The 19,020-nt window shown below is 70.7% G+C and carries 17 protein-coding genes and 1 riboswitch; of the genes, 4 read left to right on the top strand and 13 right to left on the bottom strand.

Annotated elements, in window-relative coordinates; genetic code table 11:
- Window positions 1–78 precede the first annotated feature (78 nt).
- On the top strand, window positions 79–900 hold the full coding sequence (locus ACFWBN_RS33125) for a PhzF family phenazine biosynthesis protein (RefSeq protein WP_385183220.1): 822 nt from the start codon (window positions 79–81) through the stop codon (window positions 898–900).
- Window positions 901–951: 51 nt separating this feature from the next.
- Here ACFWBN_RS33125 and ACFWBN_RS33120 read toward each other — a convergent pair whose 3' ends face one another.
- The gene (locus ACFWBN_RS33120) at window positions 952–1,761 is read right to left on the bottom strand and encodes a CPBP family intramembrane glutamic endopeptidase (protein ID WP_385183217.1); all 810 of its coding nucleotides are present in this window, start codon (window positions 1,759–1,761) and stop codon (window positions 952–954) included.
- 125 nt (window positions 1,762–1,886) lie between these two features.
- A complete protein-coding gene (locus tag ACFWBN_RS33115; protein ID WP_385183214.1) occupies window positions 1,887–3,419 on the bottom strand; it encodes a glutamate-cysteine ligase family protein in 1,533 nt (510 codons plus the stop codon).
- Between the two features lie 495 nt (window positions 3,420–3,914).
- Between ACFWBN_RS33115 and ACFWBN_RS33110 the strand changes: the two genes are divergently transcribed.
- Complete coding sequence (locus ACFWBN_RS33110) at window positions 3,915–4,535, top strand: hypothetical protein (protein WP_385183211.1); 621 nt, start codon at window positions 3,915–3,917, stop codon at window positions 4,533–4,535.
- Between the two features lie 272 nt (window positions 4,536–4,807).
- A complete protein-coding gene (locus ACFWBN_RS33105; RefSeq protein ID WP_285440842.1) occupies window positions 4,808–4,996 on the top strand; it encodes a DUF5999 family protein in 189 nt (62 codons plus the stop codon).
- A gap of 66 nt (window positions 4,997–5,062) precedes the next feature.
- Here the strand turns inward: ACFWBN_RS33105 and gcvP are convergent, their stop codons facing one another.
- Entirely contained in the window at window positions 5,063–7,948 is a 2,886-nt protein-coding gene (gene gcvP / locus ACFWBN_RS33100; RefSeq protein WP_385183208.1) for an aminomethyl-transferring glycine dehydrogenase, read from the bottom strand.
- A 197-nt stretch (window positions 7,949–8,145) separates the two neighbouring features.
- Window positions 8,146–8,244, bottom strand: a riboswitch (glycine riboswitch).
- Window positions 8,245–8,357: 113 nt separating this feature from the next.
- On the opposite strand from gcvP, the gene ACFWBN_RS33095 reads away from it, so the two are divergent.
- Complete coding sequence (locus ACFWBN_RS33095; protein WP_385183205.1) at window positions 8,358–8,726, top strand: PRC-barrel domain-containing protein; 369 nt, start codon at window positions 8,358–8,360, stop codon at window positions 8,724–8,726.
- On the opposite strand, the gene ACFWBN_RS33090 is transcribed toward ACFWBN_RS33095, so the two are convergent.
- From ACFWBN_RS33090 to ACFWBN_RS33045, 10 genes are all read right to left on the bottom strand, one after another.
- The gene (locus ACFWBN_RS33090) at window positions 8,723–10,207 is read right to left on the bottom strand and encodes a DNA polymerase IV (protein WP_385183202.1); all 1,485 of its coding nucleotides are present in this window, start codon (window positions 10,205–10,207) and stop codon (window positions 8,723–8,725) included. The two genes, ACFWBN_RS33095 and ACFWBN_RS33090, sit on opposite strands and share 4 nt — an antisense overlap.
- A 52-nt stretch (window positions 10,208–10,259) precedes the next feature.
- Window positions 10,260–10,898 (bottom strand): MerR family transcriptional regulator, encoded by a 639-nt coding sequence (locus ACFWBN_RS33085; RefSeq protein WP_385183199.1) that lies wholly within the window; start codon window positions 10,896–10,898, stop codon window positions 10,260–10,262.
- Between the two features lie 180 nt (window positions 10,899–11,078).
- A complete protein-coding gene (locus tag ACFWBN_RS33080; RefSeq protein ID WP_042812692.1) occupies window positions 11,079–11,555 on the bottom strand; it encodes a bifunctional nuclease family protein in 477 nt (158 codons plus the stop codon).
- Between the two features lie 52 nt (window positions 11,556–11,607).
- On the bottom strand, window positions 11,608–12,372 hold the full coding sequence (locus ACFWBN_RS33075; RefSeq protein ID WP_385183195.1) for a MerR family transcriptional regulator: 765 nt from the start codon (window positions 12,370–12,372) through the stop codon (window positions 11,608–11,610).
- A gap of 46 nt (window positions 12,373–12,418) precedes the next feature.
- Window positions 12,419–13,363 (bottom strand): FHA domain-containing protein, encoded by a 945-nt coding sequence (locus ACFWBN_RS33070; protein ID WP_385183302.1) that lies wholly within the window; start codon window positions 13,361–13,363, stop codon window positions 12,419–12,421.
- Between the two features lie 85 nt (window positions 13,364–13,448).
- Window positions 13,449–14,303 (bottom strand): DUF881 domain-containing protein, encoded by an 855-nt coding sequence (locus ACFWBN_RS33065; protein ID WP_385183192.1) that lies wholly within the window; start codon window positions 14,301–14,303, stop codon window positions 13,449–13,451.
- A gap of 5 nt (window positions 14,304–14,308) precedes the next feature.
- The gene (locus ACFWBN_RS33060) at window positions 14,309–14,641 is read right to left on the bottom strand and encodes a small basic family protein (protein ID WP_030158423.1); all 333 of its coding nucleotides are present in this window, start codon (window positions 14,639–14,641) and stop codon (window positions 14,309–14,311) included.
- Window positions 14,638–15,546, bottom strand: a complete 909-nt coding sequence (locus ACFWBN_RS33055) for a DUF881 domain-containing protein (RefSeq protein ID WP_385183189.1) — start codon at window positions 15,544–15,546, stop codon at window positions 14,638–14,640. Before ACFWBN_RS33055 ends, ACFWBN_RS33060 begins: the two co-directional genes overlap by 4 nt.
- Window positions 15,547–15,660: 114 nt before the next feature.
- The gene (locus ACFWBN_RS33050) at window positions 15,661–18,156 is read right to left on the bottom strand and encodes a sugar phosphate nucleotidyltransferase (RefSeq protein WP_385183186.1); all 2,496 of its coding nucleotides are present in this window, start codon (window positions 18,154–18,156) and stop codon (window positions 15,661–15,663) included.
- Window positions 18,157–18,257: 101 nt separating this feature from the next.
- Window positions 18,258–18,848: a CDP-alcohol phosphatidyltransferase family protein gene (locus ACFWBN_RS33045; RefSeq protein ID WP_385183183.1), complete on the bottom strand. Its 591-nt coding sequence runs from the start codon at window positions 18,846–18,848 to the stop codon at window positions 18,258–18,260.
- Window positions 18,849–19,020 lie beyond the last annotated feature (172 nt).

The following is a 19,020-nucleotide window of genomic DNA, read 5'->3' as shown; positions in this document are numbered from 1 at the left end:
CGCCGGCGCGGCGGAACAACGCCAATCACACCGGATTGGCCTTTGTCCGGAATCGGTGAACCGTCCTACGGTCGGCCCATGCGCATCCGAATCGTCGACGCCTTCACCGACCGCCCCTTCCACGGGAACCCCGCCGGAGTCCTGCTCCTCGACACGGGGTTCCCCCCGGACGCCTGGCTCCAACAGGTCGCCTCCGAGGTGAACCTCTCCGAGACCGCCTTCGCGCACCCCCTGCCGCCCGGCGGGGACGCCGACTGGGCGCTGCGCTGGTTCACCCCGGTCGCCGAGGTCGACATGTGCGGCCACGCCACGCTCGCCACCGCGCACGTACTCGCCGCCGAAGGCCTGGCCACGGGCCGGATCCGTTTCACCGCGCGGTGCGGCATCCTCACGGCCGAGGCCACCGGGGACGGCACGATCACCATGGACTTCCCGACGTCGTCCCTCACCCCGGTCCCGGCGCCGACCGCCGTCGACCACGCGCTGGGCGGCGCCCCGATCCTCTCCGTGCACGACACCGCCGACCACATCGGCGACCTCCTCGTCGAGCTCGCCGACGAGAGGACCGTCCGCGAGCTGGAGCCGGACCACGCCGCCCTGCGCGCCTTCGCCAGGCGCGGGGTGATCGTCACCGCGCCCGCCGAGGATCCCTCGCTCGGTTACGACTTCGTCTCCCGCGGCTTCTTCCCCGCCTTCGGGATCGACGAGGACCCGGTCACCGGCAGCGCCCACACCGCCCTGGCCCCGTTCTGGGCGCAGCGCCTGGGCCGCACCGAGCTGACCGGCCTCCAGGGCGGCGCCCGCAAGGGGCTCGTACGGGTGACCCTGGCCGGCGAGCGCACCCTGCTGACGGGACACGCGGTCACCGTCCTCGACGGGGAGCTGCTCACCTCCCCGTGACCCCCGACGGCCGGGCCGCCGGCGCCGCGGCGGGGCCCGCCCGCCCTCCCGTCACGGCGTCGGCAGCCAGCCCACCTTGCCCGCGAGCAGCGCGTACCCGCCGAAGGCCACGATGTCGAGCAGCGCGTGCGCGACGACGAGCGGCCCCACCCGTCCCCAGCGGCGGTAGGCCAGCACGAAGACGACGCCCATCACCACGTTGCCGATGAAGCCGCCGATGCCCTGGTAGAGGTGGTACGAGCCGCGCAGCAGGGAGCCGGCCAGCAGCGCGGCCATCGGCGACCAGCCCAGCTGGTCGAGCCTGCGCAGCAGGTAGGCCAGCACGATGACCTCCTCCACCACGGAGTTCTGCACCGCGGAGAGGATCAGTACGGGGAACTTCCACCACACGTCGGGCAGCGCCTCCGGCACCACCGTGAGGTTGAACCCGGTGGCCCGGGCGCCCAGGTAGAAGGCCAGCCCCGCGCTCCCGATCCCGGCGGCCACGAGGGCCCCGCGCCCGAGGTCCCACACCGGCCGGGTGCGGTCGAAGCCCAGCACGCGGAGCCCCGGCGCACCCTCGCGGGTCAGCAGGTGCGCCACCAGCAGGACGGGGACCAGCGCGGTGCCGATGCCGAACAGCTGCCAGGCCAGGTCCAGCCAGGGCCGGCCGGGGGCGTAGGAGCCGTTGAGCGTGGCGGCCTGGTCCTTGAGCCCGCCCGGCTTGGTGAGCGAGCCGATGAAGCTGATCAGCGCCGAGACCCCGCTCGCACCCAGCGACAGCGCCAGGACGAGCAGCGTCTCGGTGCGCAGGACCGCCCTTCCGGGACGCAGTCCGTCCTCACCCAGCTCCACGACCACCGGCTCCGGCTCCGCGCGCACGCCCGACTCCCGTCCCGCCATCCCGCTGCGCCCTCGCACGGCGAAATTCCGTTTCCGACCTCCCCATACTGCCTCCTCGGCGGGCCGGGGGGATCATCGCGGCGGGTTGACGGACCGGCGGCGGCTCAGGTCCCGCGCTGGGCCGGGATCACCACCTCCTCCCCCAGGCCCACCGGCCAGGTGTGCACGGGGTCGCCCTTGTGCATCAGCTCGCTGTAGCGCCGGGTGGTCGCGGCCAGCGCCTCGTCCCTGGCCAGCCCGGACGCCAGGGCCCGGTGGTAGGTGTCCACCTGCCAGGTCGACCCGTTCACCCGCCGCCGGCAGCGCTCCTCGATGATGCCGAGGTAGCGGTCCCGGTCCGCGGGCTCGATGCCCCAGGCGTCCAGGCCGGCCGCCGCCATCGGCAGCAGCTCGTCGAGGACGAGCCGTACGGCGGGCACGCTGGCCAGCCCGCCGCCCCGGCCCCGGCGCGGCCACCGCAGCCGCGCGTCGATCCCGTACCGGCAGGCCGCGTCGAAGTTGGCCTCCGCCTCGGCGAACGGCAGCCGGGTCCACACCGGACGCGGCTCGTCGGCGAGGGTGCGTACGAGCCCGTAGTAGAAGGCGGCGTTGGCGACGACGTCGGCGACCGTGGGCCCGGCCGGCAGCACCCGGTTCTCCACCCGCAGGTGCGGCACCCCGTCGGCGACCCCGTACACCGGCCGGTTCCACCGGTAGACGGTGCCGTTGTGCAGCACCAGCTCCTGGAGCCCCGGCACCCCGCCCTCGGCGAGGACCCGCAGCGGCTCCTCCTCGTCGCAGATCGGCAGCAAGGAGGGGAAGTAGCGGACGTTCTCCGCGAAGAGCTCGTACGCCGAATCCACCCAGCGCTCCCCGAACCAGGTGCGCGGCCGCACGCCCTGGGCCTGGAGCTCGGGCGGCCGGGTGTCGGTGGCCTGCGTGAACAGCGGCGGCCGCGACTCCCGCCACAGCTCGCGCCCGAACAGGAAGGGCGAGTTGGCGCCGACGGCTATCTGCGCGGCCGTCACCGCCTGCGCCGCGTTCCACACGTCCGCGAACCGCGCCGGGGTCACCTGGAGGTGCAGCTGTACGGACGTACAGGCGGCCTCCGGCACGATCGACCCGGAGGTCCACACGAGCCGCTCGACCCCGTCGATGTCGAGCGTGAAGTCCTCCCCGCGCATCATCAGGATCTGCTCGTTGAGCAGCGAGTAGCGGTCGACCGCCGACAGGTTGGCGGTGACCAGGTCCTCGCGGGAGATGGTCGGCAGAATGCCGATCATCACCACGCCCGCGTCGATCTCCGCGGCTTGCCGGTGGGCGTAGCCGAGGCCCGCACTGAGTTCCTCGGCGAGCTGGTCGAATACCCGGCCGCCGAGCCGGTGGGGAAGGACGTTCACCTCCAGGTTGAACATACCGAGTTCGGTCTGGAAATCCGGGCTCGCAATCCGCTCCAGCACCTGCGCATTCACCATTCTCGGCAAACCGTCGGCACCCGCGAGATTCAACTCGATCTCCAGCCCCATCATGTTCTTCGGGCGATCGAACCTCTTCTCCGCCAGAAGTCGCTCCAGCCCCTCCAGGCACTCGTGAAGCTTCCTTCGATACCGCTGCCGATCGGACAGGTCGAATCCGCCCGCCACGACCTTCTCCCCCATCGAAGCGTCCCTCCTCGAGTGGGCCTGGCCCGGGACACCCAGGCGCGCGTTACGGTCGATGATGCCCCGGCAACGTGATCCGTAACGCCGAAGGGGGCGTGAGTGGCGAGGAGCGCGCGCCGGTTTGGCCGAAGGGAGCTTCGGCACATTCACCTGGCAACTCCCTTCGCGCACATTCCTCCTCGACTTTGCCTCTTCCGAATAACCGATGCTTTCCAGCCGAGCCCCCTTCCGGTAACCTCCGAGGTCAGCGCGACATGTTCGCGCCCATCCGGCATGAATGCCATGTCAGCGGGTCCGGTAAGCGCCTTGTCGGCAATAGGCGGGACAGCTAGCCGAAACACTGCGTGAACACATGTCGTATAAACTCCGCAAACGAGGCAGAGAGTTGGCGCGCGGCCATTGCCCCTCAGCCCCCCTCTGGCCCCAGAATGCGACAGCGCCGTCCGCACCTGCCCCCGTTCCACCGGTCTCCCAAGTGAGAGGCGACCCACCATGCCGCTGCATGTCCCTCCGGCTCCCGCGCCCGCCCTCCGCTGCGTCCTCGCGGCCCTCGGCTCCCCCACCGCCGTCCATGAGGCGCACACCCCCGCCCTGCGCGCGCTGCAGGGGCCGATGACCGCCGAACTCCCGCTGCCGGTGCACGTCCTCGACCGGCTGCACATGTCGAGCCTGGCGGCCGGCGGCAGGCCGCCCCGTACGCGGCTGACGGGCTGGCGGTTCCTGATCCGCAGCGGCGACCGCTACGTCGCGGCCGCCGACACCCGGCTGACACCCGACGGCTGGGCCTTCTCCCACTTCTTCGAGGGCCCCTACGTCGCCGCCACCGAACGCGCCCTGCGCCAGGCGGAATCACTCGGCACGAGCTACCAGCCCCGGCTGCTGTCCGTACCGGAGCTGTACATGCTGACCCTGTGGCTGCACGGGGCGGTCGGCGCCGACGCCTCCGCCGGCCTGCCCGCAGGCGAGGACCTGCTGGTGCCCCTGGCCCCGGCCCCGCCCGGCATCGCCGCGTACCGGCCGCATCCGGTTTCCGAGCTGCTGCCCGTGCTGACCCACCGGCTGACCCCCGCGGCGGCGCCGGTCCCGCCCTCGCTCGCCGCGCCGGCCGCCTGACCTGCCGGTCGACCGGATTACCCATTCGGCCTAGTCCGCTCGGACCAGTGGTGAACCATCCGAAATGACAGGGGAGTTGGCCTGAACCGCCCGCACGGGTGATGCGTCATCAATCTATGAGGACAGCCGGCGGGAAATGCCTGCGAAGCGGCTGTCGTGGGGGAAGACTGATGACAAGCTCCCCGCGGGTGCGGGGATGACCCAGGGGGACGGCCATGAATCACGTATCCAGCCGTAGCACGCAGACCACACCGCAGCGAAAGAACGCATCCATGTGCCAGCACCAGCCAGCCTGCCCGTCAGCCGACTCCGCCGACCGGGAGGCCGCGCACCCCGTGGCCAACCACCCGGAACAGGGCTGGAGCCTGCTGTGCAATGGCGTCCTGCTCTTCGAGGACACCGGTGAGCTGCTGCCCGACGGCCAGATCATCGCACCGCACCGCCCGCTCGCGGCGGCCTAGGACGAGGCGGGAACGACGAAGGGGCCGGTCCGGGAGGTTCTCCCGGACCGGCCCCTTCGTCACCGGTCAGTTGTCGTACTCGTCCAGCGGCGGGCAGGAGCACACCAGGTTGCGGTCGCCGAAGGCACCGTCGATGCGGCGCACCGGCGGCCAGTACTTCTCGGCGGCCGTGACCCCGCCCGGGAAGACGGCCTCGTCGCGGGTGTACGGGTGGTTCCACTCGCCGCCCAGCGCCGCAGCGGTGTGCGGGGAGTTGGCCAGCGGGTTGTCGTCCACCGGCCAGTCGCCGGCCGCGACCCGCTCGATCTCGCCGCGGATGGCGATCATCGCGTCGCAGAAGCGGTCGATCTCGGCGAGGTCCTCGGACTCCGTCGGCTCGATCATCAGGGTGCCGGCGACCGGGAAGGACATGGTCGGCGCGTGGAACCCGTAGTCGATCAGGCGCTTGGCGATGTCGTCGACGCTCACGCCCGTCGACTTCGACAGCGGACGCAGGTCGATGATGCACTCGTGCGCGACCAGGTTGCCCGGGCCGGTGTAGAGCACCGGGTAGTGCGGCTCCAGGCGCTTGGCGATGTAGTTGGCGCCGAGCACCGCGACCTGGGTGGCGCGCTTGAGGCCCTCGCCGCCCATCAGGCGCACGTACGACCAGGAGATCGGCAGGATGCCCGCCGAGCCCCACGGAGCGGCCGAGATCGGGCCGACGCCCGTCTCCGGGCCCGCCGTCGGCTGGAGCGGGTGGTTCGGCAGGTACGGGGCCAGGTGCGCCCGGACACCGACCGGGCCGACGCCCGGGCCGCCGCCGCCGTGCGGGATGCAGAAGGTCTTGTGCAGGTTCAGGTGCGAGACGTCGCCGCCGAAGTGACCCGGCTTGGCCAGGCCCACCAGGGCGTTGAGGTTGGCGCCGTCCACGTAGACCTGGCCGCCGGCCTCGTGCACCTGGGCGCAGATGTCGGCGACGTGCTCCTCGAACACCCCGTGCGTGGAGGGGTAGGTGATCATCAGCACGGCGAGCTCGTCGCGGTACTGCTCGATCTTGGCGCGCAGGTCGGCCGCGTCCACCTCGCCGTCGTCTGCGGTCTTGACGACGACCACCTTCATGCCGGCCATCACGGCGCTGGCGGCGTTGGTGCCGTGCGCGGAGGACGGGATGAGGCAGATGGTGCGCTGCTCGTCGCCGTTCGCGCGGTGGTAGGCACGGACGGCCAGCAGGCCGGCGAGCTCACCCTGGGAGCCCGCGTTCGGCTGGATGGAGACCTTGTCGTAGCCGGTGACCTCGCAGAGACGTTCCTCCAGCTCGTTGATGAGCGTGAGGTAGCCCTCGGCCTGCTCCACCGGGGCGAAGGGGTGCAGCTGGCCGAATTCGGGCCAGGTGACCGGCTCCATCTCGGTGGTGGCGTTGAGCTTCATGGTGCAGGAGCCCAGCGGGATCATGCCGCGGTCCAGCGCGTAGTCCTTGTCCGAGAGCTTGCGCAGGTAGCGCAGCATCGCGGTCTCGGAGCGGTGCTGGTGGAAGACCGGGTGGGTCAGGTACGCGTCCGAGCGCAGCAGGCCCTCGGGAAGGGTGTCGGCCGCGGTCTCGTCGAGCGCCTCGATGTCCGCGGAGACGCCGAAGGCGGCCCAGACGGCCTCGATGTCGGCGCGCAGGGTGGTCTCGTCGCAGGAGACGGAGACGTGGTCGGCGTCGGCCTGGTAGAGGTTGACCCCGCCCTCGCGGGCGGCGGCGACGACCTCGGCCGCGCGGCCCGGCACGCGGGCCGTGATCGTGTCGAAGTACGCGCCGTGCACGATCTCCACACCGTCGGCCTGGAGACCCGCGGCGAGCAGGGCCGCGTAGCGGTGGGTCCGGCGGGCGATCGTCCGCAGGCCGTCCGGGCCGTGGTAGACGGCGTACATGGCGGCCATGACGGCCAGCAGCACCTGCGCGGTACAGATGTTGCTGGTGGCCTTCTCACGGCGGATGTGCTGCTCACGGGTCTGCAGCGCCAGGCGGTAGGCCTTGTTGCCGTCCGCGTCCACGGAGACGCCGACGAGGCGGCCCGGCAGCGAGCGGGCGTGCTTGGCCTGGACGGCCATGTAGCCGGCGTGCGGTCCGCCGAAGCCCATCGGAACGCCGAAGCGCTGCGTGGTGCCCACGGCGATGTCCGCGCCCAGCTCACCCGGGGAGGTCAGCAGGGTCAGGGCGAGCAGGTCGGCCGAGACGGTGACGATGGCACCGAGCTCGTGCGCCTGGTCGATGAGCGGCTTGATCTCCCGTACGGCACCGGAGGCGCCCGGGTACTGGAGCAGGACGCCGAAGACACCGCGCTCGGCGATCTCGGCCGGGATGCCCTCGCTCAGATCGGCGACGACGACCTCGACACCGGTCGGCTCGGCGCGGGTCTCGATCACGGCGATGGTCTGCGGCAGCGCGTCGGCGTCGATCAGGAAGACGCCGCCCTTGACCTTGCCCACGCGGCGGGCGAGCGACATGGCCTCGGCGGCCGCCGTGCCCTCGTCGAGCAGCGAGGCACCGGAGGTCGGCAGCCCGGTGAGGTCCGCGACGACGGTCTGGAAGTTCAGCAGCGCCTCGAGGCGGCCCTGCGAGATCTCCGGCTGGTACGGCGTGTACGCCGTGTACCAGGCCGGGTTCTCCATGACGTTGCGGAGGATCACCGGCGGGGTGAAGGTCCCGTAGTAGCCGAGGCCGATCATCGAGGAGAGGACCTGGTTGCGGTCGGCGAGCGAGCGCAGCTCGGCGAGCACCTCGGCCTCGGTCCGCGCCTCGGGCAGGTTCAGCGCTTCGGCGGTCTTGATGACATCCGGCACCGCGGCGGCGGTGAGTTCGTCCAGGGAGCCGTAGCCCACCTGGGCGAGCATCTTCGCCTGCGCCTCGGCATCCGGGCCGATGTGGCGCTGCTCGAAGGGGATGCCTCGCTCCAGCTGGGAGAGCGGAATGCGGTTGGCGGTCATGACGGAGGCCTCCTGGTCGTATGACCTGCGAGGGGCACCACGGCGCGGGCACCCGGACGGCCTCCCCCTCTGTCATCTCAACCTGAGAGTTTCACCGGGCCTCACAGGGGGTCGCCCGCGAGATCCGGCTTTCACCGTCGGTGAGGAGGGGAACCGGCACTGTGCGCCCGGTACCCGCCCCTGCTTTCCAGAGTGGCCTCGTCCGTGCGGTACGTATGCCTGAGAGATTCCGGGGAGGATTTGCTCCTTCGGCGCCTCCGTCACGCTCACTCGGAGGACTCTCCCGCACAGGGTCGACAGCCGTCACCCAGCCTACCAGCGAGGATCTGGGCACTCCCCCGAGTGGCCTGCTTTCCCGATATGCACTTCTGTAGTGCTTACGGAGGAGTTGCGACCATTTGGAGGGACCGTGCAGACCGACATCGATCCGCGCAGCCTGATCGGCCGCAAGGCGTTCGACCGCAACGGCACCAAGATCGGCACCGTCGACGAGGTCTACCTCGACGATGCCACGGGCGTCCCCGAATGGGCCGCCGTCCGCACGGGCCTGTTCAGCCGGGACGCCTTCGTGCCGCTGGAGCCCAGCGAGCTGGTGGACGACACCCTTCGGGTGCCCTTCGACCGCTCCCTGATCAGGGACGCCCCCGACTTCGGCGTCGGGCGCCACCTCTCCCCCGAACAGGAGCTGCAGCTCTACCACCACTACGGCCTGGACGTGACCCTCCCAACGGACTTCCAGCGCGACTTCGGCCACCTCGCGGGCGACGACAGCACCTAAGCCGTCTGCCCGTCCGGCTCCGCGTCCCCCACCAACGGCAGCGGATCGGACGGCTCCAGATCGGGGTCGTCCACCCGGAAGGTCCGCACCCGGCCGGGCGGCGATCCGGGCTGCTCGAACCGTACGGTCACCCTCCCGACCCCGCTGCCCTGCACCCACCCGGGCCCGTACAGCGCATGCCGTACGTCGCTCCCCGGCGGCCACCGCCGCTCGGGCGCGGGCTCCGCTCCGCCGGGCGCCCCGGGCTGGCCTTCCGGCCCGGGCGCCTGGTCCGGAGCCGTCGGAGCCTGCACGCCCACCGCGGCGGCGCCGCCCTCCCCCGGCGGACCGCCCGGCTCCGCACCCTCCGAGCCGTGCCCTCCGCCGTCCCCGCCCTCCCCGTCCGCCTCGGCGGCGAGCGTCCCGGCGGCCAGCGACTGGGCGAACAGATCCTCCTGCGTGTAGTCCGCCAGCCCGGTCACCCCGACCCCCAGCAGCCGCACCCCGCCCGTGGTGTCCACACCCTCCAGCAGCCGCGCGGCCGCCTCCCGCACCACCGCCGGGTCGTCCGTCGGCCCCCGCAGGGTTTCCGACCGCGTCAGGGTGGAGAAGTCGTACCGCCGCACCTTCAGCACGATCGTGCGCCCCGAATGCCCGGACCCCCGCAACCGCTGGACGCACCGGTCGGCCAGCCGCTGCACCTCGCCCCGGATCCGCACCCGGTCGTGCAGGTCCACGTCGAAGGTGTCCTCCACCGACACCGACTTCGCGTCCCGCTCCGCGACCACCGGCCGGTCGTCCAGCCCCAGCGCCATCCGGTACAGCCCCACGCCGTGCGAGCGCCCCAGCATCCGCACCAGCTCGTCCTCGCCGGCCTCCGCCAGCTCCCCCACCGTGGTGATCCCGGCACGGCGCAGGTGCTCGCCGGTGGCCGGCCCCACCCCGGGCAGGGTCCGCACCGACATGGGCGCGAGCAGCTCCCGCTCGGTGCCCGGCTCGATCAGCAGCAGACCGGCCGGCTTGGCCTCCTCGGAGGCCACCTTGGCCAGCATCTTCGACCCGGCCAGCCCCACGGAGCCGCTGAGCCCCGTGGCGGCCCTGATGTCCGCACGCAGCCGCTCCCCGGTCGCCCGGGCCGCCTCCGAGTCGAAGGCGGTCCCGCCCGCCTCCAGGTCCACGAAGGCCTCGTCCAGGCTGAGCGGCTCCACCAGCGGCGACAGCTCCCGCAGCAGGGCCATCACGATGTCGCTGACGTCGCGGTAGAGGCTGAAGCGCGGAATCAGGCACGCCCCGTTCGGGCAGAGCCGCCGCGCCTGCGCCATCGGCATCGCCGAATGCACCCCGAAGCGCCTGGCCTCGTACGAGGCGGTGGCGACAACCCCCCGGGGCCCGAGCCCGCCGACGATGACGGCCTTGCCGAGCAGGCTCGGCTTCGACGCCTGCTCGACGGAGGCGTAGAAGGCGTCCATGTCCAGATGCAGGATGGTCGGCGCGGCTCTCACACCCCGATGCTGCCCTACGCCACTGACAACGGGGTGATCTTCGGCCTTCGGGTCAGACGGCCCGGTTCCGGCGGGCGGCGAGCTCGTCGGCCGGGTTGTGCCCGACCAGGGTCTCGCCGGTGTCCACGCGCTCCCCGTGCAGCTGCGACAGCGCGCTCTCGACATCGCGCCAGACCACGCCCACGGCGATGCCGAAGACGCCCTGCCCGCCCTGGAGCAGGCTGACGACCTGGTCCGGCGAGGTGCACTCGTACACGGTGGCGCCGTCGCTCATCAGCGTCATCCGCTCCAGGTCCGAGAACCCGCGGTCCCGCAGGTGCTGGACGGCCGTACGGATGTTCTGGAGCGCCACCCCGGTGTCCAGGAAGCGCTTGACGATCTTGAGGACCACGACGTCGCGGAAGCTGTAGAGCCGCTGCGTGCCCGAACCGTAGGCGGGGCGCACGCTCGGCTCCACCAACCCCGTCCGCGCCCAGTAGTCGAGCTGCCGGTAGGTGATGCCGGCCGCGGCACACGCCGTCGGCCCGCGGTAGCCGATCTGCTCGGGCGCCGGGTCGCCGCCCACCGGTCCGACCGGCGTCGACTCCGGCTGACGGCGCGCGGAACCGACCGCGCTGCCGTGCAGCGGGTACGGTCCACCGTCACTCCGTACGGGGATGCCCCCGGTCGTACCGTCGCCCGTGATCCTCACGCCGACCCTCCGTCCTTGACCTGCCACCTTGAAGGTAGGCAGTCACCAGGGGTGCGTCAACGATCGCCACACTCGGCACGCCGAGTGATAATCACCCTGAGAGTGGTTTCCCGTATCCGATTGCGGGGAAAGGCTACTCGAATGGGCTGAAAGTTCCCCGTGGACGACGCGGCCGACAGCTCACTGCTGCGGGCCGGTGCCGAAGTCCTCGGGCGAGATCTGGTCGAGGAACTCGCGGAACTTCTCCACTTCGTCCTCCTGCTCGTCGGGAATGGCAATCCCGGCGTCGTCGAGCACGCCGTCACTGCCGTAGATCGGCGTCCCCGTCCGCAGGGCCAGCGCTATGGCATCGGAAGGCCGCGCGCTCACCTCGACCCCGCTGGCGAAGACGAGCTCCGCGTAGAAGACGCCCTCCCGCAGATCCGTGATCCGGACCTCGGTGAGCTCCTCGCCGACCGCCTCCAGCACGTCCTTGAACAGGTCGTGCGTCAGCGGCCGGGCAGGGGCCATTCCCTGCTGCGCGAAGGCAATGGCGGTCGCCTCCCCTGGACCGATCCAGATGGGGAGGTACCGGTCGCCTCCCACTTCACGCAGGAGCACGATCGGTTGGTTGGAGGGCATTTCCACCCGGACACCCACAACGTCGAGCTCATTCACACAGTAACCCTAGGACCTGACCGGCCGGTTTGGGTAGTCGGGGCCCCTTCCATCACGGTAGGCGCACCCCGAGGGCCGTCTGCACGAACGCCTCGTGGAGCCGTACGGAGAGCCCTGCGAGCTCTTTCATGGTCGCCTCGGCATGTGCCCTGGTCTGCGGGTTGCGGTGCCGGCGCAGCGGTGCCAAGACCTGCTCCACCAGGCCCGCCTCCCGGTCCGCGGCGGCCTTCATCGCGCGCAGGTGCCGCGGTTCCAGCCCGAACCGCCCCAGATCGGCCACCAGCCGGGCCACGGTGACGGCCTCGGCGTCGAATCCGCCGCCGGGCGCCTCGGCGAGCAGCCCGTACGACTCCCACTCGACCAGCTGGACCTCGTCCACCTCGGCGGCCGCGAGCAGCTCGGCACGGCCCACCCGGGCCACGGTGGGCCGCTCCCGGCCCACCTCGCCGTAGACGGCCGCGGGGCTCGCGGGATCCACGGCATCCCCGTGCGCGGTGGGCGCCGGGATACGGATCTGCTCACCGCGGGCGAGCGCGTCGAGCTGCTCGCGGATGACCTTCAGAGGGAGGTAGTGATCGCGCTGCAGACGCAGGATGCGGGCCAGCCGCTCCACGTCCTCGGTGCTGAACTTGCGGTATCCGGAAGGGGTGCGCCTGGGCTCGACGAGCCCCTCCGCCTCCAGGAAACGGATCTTCGAGATCGTGACTTCGGGGAACTCGTCACGCAGCGTGGTGAGCACCGTGCCGATGCTCACCAGCCGCCCGGCCGAGCCGGCGGCGCCTCTTGGGGGGACACCGCCGGTAGGGGTGCGCAGCATGGGACCTTCCCTCTGGGGTCCCCCCGGACGGTGTCCGGGGGGAGGGTCAGACGCCCCGCAGGCTCGCGTAGAAGACCAGCCGGTACTTGCCGATCTGCACCTCGTCGCCGTTGTGCAGGGCGACGGAGTCGATCGGTTCACGGTTCACATACGTGCCGTTGAGGCTGCCGACGTCGGAGACGGTGAAGCCGCCGTCCTGGCTCCTGCGGAACTCGACATGGCGCCGGGAGACGGTGACGTCGTCCAGGAAGATGTCGCTCTGCGGGTGCCGGCCCGCCGTGGTCAGCTCGCCGTCCAGCAGGAAGCGGCTGCCGGAGTTGGGGCCGCGCCGCACGATGAGCAGAGCGGAACCCGGGGGCAGAGCCTCCACCGCGGCCTGGGCCTCGGGGGACAGCGAGGACGACACGTGCTGTTGTCCCGACACCTCGGCCTCGTAGGCCTCGAGGCCCGAGATCGAGATGGTGGACGTGGTCTCCGAGGCACGCTCCGGCGTCAGACCCGCCCGCAGCGGCGCTCCGCAGTTGGAGCAGAACCGGCTGGCCGCATCGCTGCGGTGTCCGCACCTGCTGCAAATCTGCTCGGCCGACATGGACGGCTCCTCGCGCCGCGGCTGCCCCGCGGAGGCATTGGTGGCATACGGGTCGGGGGCAAACCCTCCACCCGTACTTGAGGTTGATGGTTCACCGAAACCTATGCGTCCGGTACCAGCAGGGTCAACAGACGACGCGCCGTACGCGCCCGAATTGTCGCCCGCGCCCGCGACCTCGTCCCGGAAGAGCGGCCGGTCGCCCTGCCCTTCCACGTCACCGTGCCCGGCGCGGTGACGTGCCGCACCGCTCTCCTCACGGTTCTTCTTGCCGAACAACTTCTCAAACAACTTCACGGGCGATTCCCCTTGACCGAAACAGACCCGCCCGTGGGGCAGGACGAACTCCGAATGCACACACCTGCCGACCCGGACATTCTCACAACGTCCGTAACCACCAGACAGTTTCCACCACGCACCGCGACTTCTGTGCGCCGACCCCCCGCAGGCATCCGCCCGCGTGAGCCGCTCCACTCTCCGCTCCGCTTCCTCACGATGACGACCGAGCGTAGTCAGGCTGCTTCGCAGCCCGCAAGGCATCCACAACGATCTTCGCCGACCGTGTGACGACGACGTTGGCCTGTTCCTTCTCCAACGTCTGGACGACACCGCCGGGGATGTTGAGCGCAGGCTCCAGGTCCTGGGCCTTGCCGATCACCCTGAACTCGTAAGGCTGTGTGATCTTCTTACCGTCGATCCCGACCCCGCCGCTCTCGTCAGAGAAGTACGAGCCCGCCACGATGCGCACGCCGTTGATCTGGATCGCCTCGGCCCCGGCCGCCCGCAGCTCCTGAAGCGTGTCCAGCAGCTGGTCGGACCGCACCTGGCCCTTGGGATCGGTGATCTTCAGCGTGATGCCCGGGCCCTGCGCTGCCACCGTACCGGCCAGGATGCCGAGTTGGCGCTCCTTCTCCACGGTCTGCTTGCGGGCCTCCTCGGCCTGGTTGGAGCTGCTCTCCAGCTCCTTGCGCTGATCCTCCAGCCGCTGCTTCTCGTCCTCCAGGCGCTTGGTCCGCCCGTCGAGCTCGTCGAGGATCCGTACGAGGTCCTCCTGACGGGCCCCGCGCAGCGCGCTGGAATCGCTGTTCGACCGGACCTGGATGGCCAGACCCAAGCCCAGGACGAACAGCAGCACCGCGACGATCAATTGGGCCCGGCTCACCCGCGGCGGCCACAGCCCGGCCGCGAGCCGCTGCCGGCCCGTCTGCTCGGGCGCGGCCGGCACCTCGGCCGGCGGCTCGGCGGGCACCGCGGGACCGGGCGGAACCGGGGGAACGGCCGCCCCGGAGCCTTCCGGCCCCTCGGAACGCTCGGGACGCTCGGGCGGGGTATCGCTCGTACTCATCGGCCTCACGCCCGGAACACGTGCCGGCGGATGGCCGCGGCGTTGGAGAAGATACGGATGCCGAGGACCACGACCACGCCCGTGGACAGCTGCGAGCCCACGCCCAGCTTGTCGCCGAGGAAGACGATCAGCGCGGCCACGACCACGTTCGACAGGAACGACACCACGAAGACCTTGTCCACGAAGATGCCGTCCAGCATCGCGCGCAAGCCCCCGAACACCGCGTCCAGCGCCGCCACCACGGCGATCGGCAGATAAGGCTCCACCACGGCCGGCACTTCGGGCCGGACCAGAAGTCCGACCACCACTCCGGCCACGAGGCCCAGTACCGCGATCACGATGCACCCTTCTGCTGCTCTGCTGCTGTAGCTGTACGTACGGTCAGACTCGGCGCGGCCGGCAGCCGCACCTCGTCCGCGGCGGACAGGGTGTAGCGGATCCCGTAGCTCTCCTGCAGAACGTGCAGGTACTGGCCGTCCGCCGAGTCCTGGAAGGCCGTGCCGAGCCGCTTCTTGTCCCCCACCGCCAGCACCTCGTACGGCGGCACCAGCGGCCTGTTGTCGACCAGTATCGCGTCACCCGCGGCCCGGATCGCCGACAGCGCCGTCAGCCGCTGCCCGTTGATCGAGATGGCCTCCGCCCCGGACTGCCACAGCCCGTTGACGATCTTCTGCATGTCGCGGTCGCGGAGCCGGCCGGTGTCCGAGAAACCCGCGCTCTCGCGCGGACCACCACCGCCGCCGTCCGAAGCGCCCTTCGCGTCGTCCACCACCAGCTTGATCCCGGGCCCCCGGACCTCCGTGGCACCGGCCAGCAACGCCACGAGATCACCCTGGCCCCCGCCCGGCTGCTTGAGCGCGGCCCGCTGGCGGTCGGCGACGTCCGTCCGCAGACGCTCGATGTCCCGTTCCAGACCGTCCGCGTGCTCGTCGGCCCGCTCCACCCGGTCGATCAGCTCCTGACGCTCCTTGGCCAGCACCGGAGCGGCTATCCGCGCCTCGGCGGCGCCGAGCGTGACGACCATCGCGGCGAGCACGAGCCCGGCGGCGAGCCCCAGTTTGGCCTTGAGGGTGCGCGGCAGTCCCGCCGTGCCCTCCGCCTCGCGCCGGGCCGCGGCCTCCGCGTAGCCCTCGTCGAGACTGTGGTCCATCACGTGCGTCAACAGCGACATGGAGGCGTCCGGGCGCGCGGGCGCAGGAGACGCCGAACTCCGGTTGTGGGGCGGCTGCGACATGCCGCACATCGTCGCATGTCGGCGCCGTACACACCGAATGCACCCGTCCGGCGGGCCGGGCGGGGGACCGCCCCGCGCCCGGCCCACCGGGACTTGGGTCCTGCGTGGATCAGTGCCCGGCACTCAGTGCCCGGCGCCGTCCACCACGCCCGCCCACTCGTCGAGGAGGGCCTGCGCCGAGGCGTCGTCGGGACCTTCGGCCCACAGGTGGGTGACCGCTTCCGCCGGATCGGGCAGGACCAGCGCCCACCGCCCGTCGGCCTCCACGACCCGCACCCCGTCGGTGGTGTCCACCGTCCGGTCGCCGGCCGCCTCCACGACCCGGCGCATCACGAGCCCCTTCACCGCCCACGGCGTCGGCACGTCCCGCTTGAGCACGTGCGCCCGCGGAATCCGGGCGTCGATCTGGCTCAGCGTGAGCTGCGTCCGCGCCACCAGCCCGAGCAGCTGCACGAAGGCCGCCGACCCGTCGAAGACGCTGCTGAACTCGGGAACGATGAACCCGCCCCGGCCGTCTCCACCGAAGATGGTGTTCTCCGCCCGGCCCACCCGCGTCAGATCGTCGGGCGAGGTCGTCGTCCACTCCACCTGCGTGCCGTGGTACGCCGCCACCTGCTCGGCGACCCGCGTCGTGGTGACCGGCAGCGCGACCTTGCCGCTCCGCTTCTCCGCGGCCACCAGGTCGAGCATCACCAGCAGCGCCCGGTCGTCCTCGATGATCCGCCCGCGCTCGTCGACCAGGGAGATCCGCTCCCCCACCGGGTCGAAGCGCACGCCGAAGGCGGCCCGGGCCGAGGCCACGATCTCCCCGAGCCGCACCAGCCCGGCCCGCCGGGACTCGGTGGTCTCCGTCGGCCGGGACTCGTCGAGCCCGGGATTGATCGTCAGCGCGTCCACGCCGAGCCGGCCCAGCAGGCTGGGCAGTACAAGACCCGCGCTGCCGTTGGAGGCGTCCACGACCACCTTGAGCCCGGCGTCGCCGATCCCGGTGATGTCCACCCTCCGCAGCAGCGAGCCCGTGTAGGAGTCGAAGACGCTGGAGGGGAACTGCAGGTCGCCGATTTCGCCGGGGAACGCCCGCCGGTATTCCTGGCGCGCGTACACGCGGTCCAGCTTGCGCTGCCCCGCCTGCGAGAGGTCGGCGCCCCGCTCGTCCAGGAACATGATGTCCACGGAGTCCGGCACTCCGGGCGAGGTCCGCAGCATGATGCCGCCGGCACTGCCCCGCGCCGTCTGTTGCCGCGCCACGGGCAGCGGTACGTTCTCCAGGTCCCGTACGTCGATGGCGCTGGCCTGGAGCGCGGAGATCACGGCCCGCTTGAGCGCTCTGGCGCCTCGGGAGTGGTCGCGGGCCGTGGTGACGATCGCCCCCTTCTTCAGGGTCGTCGCATAGGCGCCGGCGAGCCGGACCACCAGCTCGGGGGTGATCTCCACGTTGAGGATGCCGGAGACCCCGCGGGCCCCGAACAGGTGTGCCTGTCCGCGGGACTCCCAGATCACCGAAGTGTTGACGAAGGCGCCGGCCTCGATGGTCTTGAAGGGGTAGACCCGCACGTTCCCCTGGACGATCGATTCCTCACCGACGAGGCACTCGTCACCGATGACGGCGCCGTCCTCGATCCGGGCGGCCCGCATGATGTCGGTGTTCTTGCCGATGACGCAGCCGCGGAGATTGCTGTGGGGACCGATGTACACGTTGTCGTGGACGACGGCCCGGTGCAGGAAGGCCCCGCTCTTGACGACCACGTTCGACCCGATGACGGTGTGCTCGCGGATCTCCACCCCGGCCTCGACCTTGGCGTAGTCCCCGATGTACAGCGGCCCGCGCAGCACCGCGTCGGGGCTGACCTCGGCTCCTTCGGCGATCCATACCCCGGGGGAGATCTCGAAGCCGTCCATCTCGACCTGGACCTTGCCCTCGAGCACGTCGGCCTGCGCCTTGACGTAGCTCTCGTGCGTGCCGACGTCCTCCCAGTAGCCCTCGGCGACGTAGCCGTAGATCGGCCGGCCTTCCTTCATCAGCTGCGGGAAGACGTCTCCGGACCAGTCCACCGAGACGTCCGCGTCGACGTAGTCGAAGATCTCCGGCTCCATCACGTAGATGCCGGTGTTGATGGTGTCCGAGAAGACCTGCCCCCAGGTCGGCTTCTCAAGGAAGCGCTCGACCTTTCCTTCCTCGTCCACGATGGTGATGCCGAATTCCAGCGGATTCGGCACCCGGGTCAGGCAGACGGTGACGAGGCCGCCCTTCTCCTTGTGGAAGCGGATCAGATCGGTGAGGTCGAAGTCGGTGAGCGCATCGCCGGAGATGACAAGGAACGTGTCGTCCTTCAAGGCCTCCTCGGCATTCTTCACGCTGCCGGCGGTGCCGAGTGGCTTCTCCTCGTTGGCATAGGTGAGCTCCATTCCGAGCTCTTCGCCATCCCCGAAGTAGTTCTTGACGAGTGACGCCAGGAACTGCACGGTGACCACGGTCTCGCTGAGCCCATGCCGCTTGAGCAGCCTGAGCACGTGCTCCATGATCGGCCGGTTCACCACCGGCAGGAGCGGCTTGGGCATGCTCGAGGTCATGGGGCGAAGGCGTGTGCCTTCGCCACCGGCCATCACGACGGCCTTCATGTCGGAAGAGTCCTCCTTGAGAGACGACGGTCGGACCGACCTCACCCACGTCTCGGGCGGTGACTCCGCAAGCCTTCCGCGTCATCCGGCGCCTGGCGAGCTCAATCGGCCGTGGCGTCCGCCTTCACCAGACGACGGACTTGGACCACGTAAAGGATTCCTGCCCACCAGTAGAGGGTTGTACCCCATCCCGCGAACGCCCATCCGAAAACTGCGCCCGTCCAGGCCAACCAACCCGTGCCGTCACTGAGCAGCAGCAAGGGGAACGCGTACATCAGGTTGAAGGTGGCGGCCTTGCCGAGGAAGTTGACCTGCGGCGGCGGATAGCCGTGTCGGCGCAGGATCCACACCATGACCAGCAGCATCAGTTCGCGCGCGATCAGCGCTCCGGTGAGCCACAGGGGCAGAATCTCGCGATAGGTCAGCCCGAAGAGCGTCGACAGGATGTACAAGCGGTCCGCGGCCGGATCCAGCAGCCGGCCGAGGCTGCTGATCTGATTCCAGCGGCGTGCGAGTTTCCCGTCGAGGTAGTCACTGATCCCGCTGAGCATGAGGACGGCCAGGGCCCACCCGTCGTGCTTCGCCAGGATCAGCCACAGGAACACGGGCACGCCGACCAGGCGAGCCATGCTCAGGACGTTCGGAATGGTGAAAATTCGGTCAGTCTGAACCCGAGTCTCCTGGACCTCCACCCGGGGGCCTCCACTGTGACTGTAGAAAAAATAGAACGATGCCCCCTGACCCTACAGGAGACCCCGTCCGTCCCCGGAACGCAGAAAAGCCCCGCACCAACCCCGAAGGGCTTGGTGCGGGGCTTTCCCACAATGATTGTTCGGCGGCGTCCTACTCTCCCACAGGGTCCCC

The sequence above is a fragment of the Streptomyces sp. NPDC059989 genome, from assembly GCF_042736975.1.
Lineage (GTDB): Bacteria > Actinomycetota > Actinomycetes > Streptomycetales > Streptomycetaceae > Streptomyces.
This window is presented reverse-complemented; position numbering and strand designations above follow the sequence as displayed.

What these genes read in the sequence shown, in the direction of transcription:
- ACFWBN_RS33115 (WP_385183214.1), bottom strand. Translation starts at nt 3,419, where the DNA reads ATGGGGGAGAAGGTCGTGGCGGGCGGATTCGACCTGTCCGATCGGCAG.
- ACFWBN_RS33050 (WP_385183186.1), bottom strand. Translation starts at nt 18,156, where the DNA reads ATGAAGGCCGTCGTGATGGCCGGTGGCGAAGGCACACGCCTTCGCCCC.
- ACFWBN_RS33065 (WP_385183192.1), bottom strand. Translation starts at nt 14,303, where the DNA reads ATGAGTACGAGCGATACCCCGCCCGAGCGTCCCGAGCGTTCCGAGGGG.
- ACFWBN_RS33075 (WP_385183195.1), bottom strand. Translation starts at nt 12,372, where the DNA reads ATGCTGCGCACCCCTACCGGCGGTGTCCCCCCAAGAGGCGCCGCCGGC.
- ACFWBN_RS33055 (WP_385183189.1), bottom strand. Translation starts at nt 15,546, where the DNA reads ATGTGCGGCATGTCGCAGCCGCCCCACAACCGGAGTTCGGCGTCTCCT.
- ACFWBN_RS33110 (WP_385183211.1), top strand. Translation starts at nt 3,915, where the DNA reads ATGCCGCTGCATGTCCCTCCGGCTCCCGCGCCCGCCCTCCGCTGCGTC.
- ACFWBN_RS33105 (WP_285440842.1), top strand. Translation starts at nt 4,808, where the DNA reads ATGTGCCAGCACCAGCCAGCCTGCCCGTCAGCCGACTCCGCCGACCGG.
- ACFWBN_RS33125 (WP_385183220.1), top strand. Translation starts at nt 79, where the DNA reads ATGCGCATCCGAATCGTCGACGCCTTCACCGACCGCCCCTTCCACGGG.
- gcvP (WP_385183208.1), bottom strand. Translation starts at nt 7,948, where the DNA reads ATGACCGCCAACCGCATTCCGCTCTCCCAGCTGGAGCGAGGCATCCCC.